2 protein-coding genes are annotated in these 2,801 nt (G+C 46.4%); one reads left to right on the top strand and one right to left on the bottom strand.

Annotated features, from left to right (window positions below; translation table 11 throughout):
* On the top strand, nt 1-1,914 hold a 1,914-nt coding region (locus F0145_RS26005), incomplete at its 5' end, for an Ig-like domain-containing protein (protein WP_150093613.1).
* A 326-nt stretch (nt 1,915-2,240) separates the two neighbouring features.
* On the opposite strand, the gene F0145_RS26010 is transcribed toward F0145_RS26005, so the two are convergent.
* Entirely contained in the window at nt 2,241-2,675 is a 435-nt protein-coding gene (locus tag F0145_RS26010; RefSeq protein WP_150093616.1) for a hypothetical protein, read from the bottom strand.
* Nucleotides 2,676-2,801 lie beyond the last annotated feature (126 nt).

Consider the following 2,801-nt stretch of genomic DNA (forward strand, 5'->3'; position numbering starts at 1 on the left):
GCCGCCGGTTTAGCAACCACCAAAGTAGTAAAATTATACCCGCAGTGTTCCGCACCTCCATCCGTATCTATTTCTTCACCGGCAGCCAATGCCAGCTATACGGCCCCGGCCAACCTTACCATTGCTGCCAATGCGGCCGATAGTGACGGCAGTGTAAGCAAGGTGGAGTTCTTCCAGGGAACCACCAAGTTGGGCGAAGATGTCTCGACGCCGTTTAGTTACAACTGGAGCAATGTGGCCGCTGGCAATTATAACCTCACCGTTAAAGCAACTGATAATAACGGAGCTACTACTAATTCGGCAGTAGTAGCCGTTACAGTAAAAGCCCCGGTTGCTCCAACGGTGGCGCTTACTAGTCCGGCTGCGAACACCATTTTTATGGCTCCGGCAAGTATTTCAATAAATGCCAACGCGGCTGATGCAGATGGAAGTATAGCCAAGGTAGAGTTTTTCCAGGGCACCACTAAGCTGGGCGAAGACCTGAGCAGTCCTTACAACTTCACCTGGAGCAATGTAGCCGCTGGTACTTATTCGTTAACCGCTAAAGCTACTGATAACACTAACCTGGCAACCACATCGGCTCCAATAAATATTACGGTTACTGCACCAGTTCCCCCAACTGTGTCTATCACTGCTCCAACAAATGGGGCCATCTATACGGCACCGGCCAACCTTACCATTACCGCCAATGCGGCTGATAGTGACGGCAGTGTAAGCAAGGTAGAGTTCTTCCAGGGCATTACCAAGTTGGGCGAAGATGTCACGGTGCCATTTAGTTATAGCTGGAGCAATGTGGCCGCTGGTAGTTATAGCCTTACAGCACAAGCCACTGATAACAACGGCCAGGTAACGACCTCGGCTCCGGTAAGCATTACAGTTAATGAGCGCGTGCCAGTTGCATCAACCATGGCCCTTACCACCACCGTTACCCCCGCCGAACCCTGGTACGGCATGTACGGGCCTTTTGAAGGGGCCGGCTCAATAGACTTACATGTTAGTGGCGGTACAGCGCCTTACACGTACCGGTGGCATTCTGGCACGGGTACGCAAGATATTTCGGTCGCTTCGCCCGGCCTGTATTCGGTAACGGTAACCGATGCCGTTGGTGGCAAAGCCCAAACAACCTTGTACTTGGGCCGCAAAAACGGTCCTATGACATTATCTTCCGCTCATCTTAATGCTTCGGGGGCAGAGAACCGGGATGGTTCTATTAACTTAAGTGTAATAGGCGGCGTATTGCCTTATACTTACCGCTGGAGTAATGGCGGCACTACCGAAGACCTAACCGGATTGCCTCCGGGCAGTTACACGGTAGAGGTAATGGATGCTTTTGGTAAGGTGGTAACCACCTGGTTAACTGTATCGCCGCCGGGAACGGAATTAAGCCTGGTAGTTGCCCATAAGAATATAACTACTTCCAGTTCTGACGACGGGTTTATAGATTTAACGGTAAAAGGTGGCGTAGGGCCTTATATCTACCGGTGGAACAGCGGGACTGCCAGCCAGGATTTACCGCGGGTTACAGCCGGTTTGTATCAAGTAACGGTTACCGATGCTAACGGCAACACTGCTTTTGCTTCGGTAAGGGTGCTGGCCCCCGGTGAATTGCCATCAGCTAAAAGCCCAATTATAAACGAAATATTCCAGGCAGCGGAACCAGACTTTGTGATTTATCCAAATCCAACAAATGCCCGTACATCCGTTAAATTTAAACTCTCTTCGAGCGGAAAGTACACCTTAGAGCTTTATGATAGTAAGGGTGCAAAAGTTAAAACTGTAGCAACCGGACAGGCTCAGGCTAAAAAGTACGAAACTTTAGAAATAAATTTGGTCAATTATGCACCGGGGCTCTATATGTTGAAGTTGATTACAGACAGCAAGGCAGCTTCTAAGCCACTGGTTATTCAACTGTAAACTAGGCCTGAAAATCTGGTAATCAAGAAAAAGAGAAGCCTCACCCGATAAGGTGAGGCTTCTCTTTTTCTTGATTAATCTGTCTATTCCTAAATATAATTACCAAGTTATGCTCCAAAAGGATGGTAGATGCTGAAATAGGCTTGATATAACCAGGTCTTTCTTGTTGAATTCTCAACTTAAATATCCATCTCAAAAAACAGGTTATATTAATGAATGCTAAGACGAGTAGGTAAAACTTTACATTTTCTTACTTATAAGCCTAATGGATATGGGCATAGGGCCTATTCTGTATAATAAAAAGAATAAAGACAATCTATTAAAAGTTAAATCATAGCTACCCATTTAGCCGCTTCGTTGAAAGTCCAAAACTGCTGTATTTCGACGCTGGCCTGATACTTGTTCTTTAACTCCTGCACCGTTTCTTCAAACATGACACGGTTGCCTTCATCCTGGGAAATTATGCGGGCTACTTTCTTTAAGCAGGAAGCGGCCACGGCGGGGGCCAATTGCGCAATGACCTTTCTTTGCTCCTGGAGCGACAAGCCACCCAAGCGGTTAGAATCCATTAACCAGTATTCCACTTCATATTTTTGCAGATAGTGGATAAAGAGAGCCGCCGCTTGCTTATACTCCTGGGCCGAAGGAGAAGTAAGCCATTCGGTATACATCAGCTTCACATCCGTATCCACCCACAGCTGTAGGTAGGAATTGGTTAGTTCATCGATATGGTCGGGTAAGGCAAAGGCAACAGGCTCCATAAATGCAGCGGTTAAAAGATTTATACTTAAATTGTCTATCCAATTTAAGAATTATTCAATATTTGTTTGTACAAAATCTACCTTATATGCTTGAGAATTTTAACTATTAAAAGGAGAAGCAGGGTT

This window comes from Adhaeribacter rhizoryzae (genome assembly GCF_008629685.1).
Lineage (GTDB): Bacteria > Bacteroidota > Bacteroidia > Cytophagales > Hymenobacteraceae > Adhaeribacter > Adhaeribacter rhizoryzae.

What these genes read in the sequence shown, in the direction of transcription:
- F0145_RS26010 (WP_150093616.1), bottom strand. Translation starts at nt 2,675, where the DNA reads ATGGAGCCTGTTGCCTTTGCCTTACCCGACCATATCGATGAACTAACC.